Source organism: Streptomyces torulosus, assembly GCF_001419765.1.
GTDB lineage: Bacteria > Actinomycetota > Actinomycetes > Streptomycetales > Streptomycetaceae > Streptomyces > Streptomyces torulosus.
The window spans coordinates 1-2,168 of record NZ_LIRK01000840.1 but is presented as its reverse complement, the minus strand read 5'-3'; the positions used below and the strand labels follow the sequence as shown (position 1 = coordinate 2,168).

General features: G+C 72.2%; 1 protein-coding gene and 1 pseudogene. Both read left to right on the top strand.

All coding sequences use genetic code 11. The annotated features are described in order from the left end of the window. A pseudogene (locus AOK23_RS41115) lies at window positions 1-798 on the top strand (ABC transporter ATP-binding protein); the annotation flags it as partial. Between the two features lie 185 nt (window positions 799-983). Beyond that, on the top strand, window positions 984-1,871 hold the full coding sequence (locus AOK23_RS41110) for a FadR/GntR family transcriptional regulator (RefSeq protein WP_079049998.1): 888 nt from the start codon (window positions 984-986) through the stop codon (window positions 1,869-1,871). Window positions 1,872-2,168 lie beyond the last annotated feature (297 nt).

Here is a 2,168-nt window from a genome sequence, read left to right as displayed (position 1 = left end):
CTCCCGCCCCCCATCACCGTTCGCCCGGCGCCGAACCCCCTGCGTCCGGTGCTGTACGAGTTGCGCCGGGCCACGGGGGTCGGGACCGGTTATGTGACTGCGGTCGTCGTGATCGTCGTCTCCGCGGTCATGGCCGTGGTGCTGGCCGGGATGGGGCACACTCCGCAGCCACGGCTGCTGGCCGCGTGGCCGCGGGAGGTTCCGCTGCCGCCTGCGGCCGTCGGCGCGGGGCTGCTCGGCGCGATCGCCTTCGGAGACGAGTTCCGGTACCCGGCGCTGGCCGTGGACCGCGGCCCCGTGCCCCGCCGTCTGGGGCTGCTCGCGGCGAAACTCCTGGTCTCGGCCGTCACCGGGCTGCTGCTGGCCCTGCTCACCGTCGGCTGCGACCTGGAGGTGCTCTACCTGCTCCACGGACCGGAACTCACCTCGGTCCCCGGTGCCTGGCTGCCGCTCGGTGCGAGTTGGCTCGGCTTCGTCGTGGGGTGCGCCTGGGCGGGGGTGCTCGCCGCGGGGGTCTTCCGTTCCACCAGTGCGGGGCTCGCGGCCGTGGTCGCCGTCCCCCTCCTCGTCGTCCCCCTGGTGCAGAAGGCGCTGCAGGGGTCGGCTGTGCGACATGCGATCGGATTTCCGATGCGGCTGCGCGAGCTCGTGCTGACGCAGTGGCCGTTCGGGGGTGATCGCTACGTGGAGGCGGCGGCGCAGGTGATCGTCCAACCCGAGGGAGGGGCGCTGCTGTTGTCGCTGACCGCGTTGCTGGGGGCCTATCTGTTCACGACGGTGCGCAGCAGGGTCCGCTGAGGATCGTCCTCACCCTTTCGTGCTCACCCTCCGTGCTCTTCCGTCGCCGCAATGTGCACAACTCCTCGTGGAACGCCCATTTCTTTCCGATAAGGCGTCAATTGCGAAGGGGTGAGCGATCACCCTTTCGTGTGCTTTTCACCAAAGACCTCAAGGGAGTTGAGAACGCAGCCGACAAAGGATGCGTGAGTACCCTTGCGCACACCATGATGACCGCCGCCCGCTCCGCCGATTCCGGCCTCGCAGGACCGGGCGAACTCGACCGCTACCCCTACGCCGAGCGCCCCGGCGTCGACCGTGTCGGCATTCCCTCCTGGGACGGCACGGACCCCGAGCTGGGGCGCGTGGGCCGTCGCGCCGCCGGAAGCCGTGGACGCGGGCTCCACGGCCAACTCGTCCAGCAGCTCGGCCAGATGATCGTCTCCGGCGACCTGGGGGCCGACCGCCCGCTCGTCCCCGAGGAGATCGGTCAGCGGTTCGAGGTCTCCCGCACCGTCGTCCGTGAGACCCTCCGCGTGCTGGAGGCGAAGGGGCTGGTCAGCGCCCGCCCGAACGTCGGCACGCGGGTCCGCCCGGTCAGCGACTGGAACCTGCTCGACCCGGACATCATCGAGTGGCGGGCCTTCGGCCCCCAGCGCGACGACCAGCGGCGCGAGCTCAGCGAGCTGCGCTGGACGATCGAGCCGCTCGCCGCCCGCCTCGCCGCCGGGCACGGCCGCGACGACGTCCAACAGAGGCTCGGCGACATGGTCGAGCTCATGGGGCACGCCATGGCCCAGGGCGACGCGCTGACCTTCTCCCGCGCGGACGCCGAGTTCCACTCGCTGCTCATCCAGGTCGCCGGCAACCGCATGCTGGAGCACCTCTCCGGCATCGTCACGGCGGCGCTCCAGGTCTCCGGCGGCCCCGCCACCGGCTGTGACCGGCCGGGCGAGTCGACCCTCGTGCACCACGCCCGGCTCGTCGACGCCCTTGCCGCGGGCGACGGCGGGGCGGCCGAGACGGCCATGCGGCAGTTGCTGACGGTCCACCCCGAGGTGGAACGTGTGGTGCCCGCGCCGCGCGAGCACTGAGGGCACCCAGGGCGCGACAGGAGCGGCACGGTCGCGGTGTGAGCCCTCGACGACCCTGATCGGCCGGCGAACCGTGTGCCGCCGGACCCCATCGGATCCTTCCGGGATTCGGCGGGGCCCGGCGGCGCGACAGGCCGACAGCTCGACGGTCGGTGCGTCGCTGTCCGTAGGCGTCGGTGCCGGGTCGTCGTCCTCCCCACACGGGCGAAACCCGCGCTGGACCCCGGCTCCCGTCATGCCGACCGGCTGGCGTCGATCGATCGCCGCCGGATCGACCGCGGCCGGTTGTCCCACCCC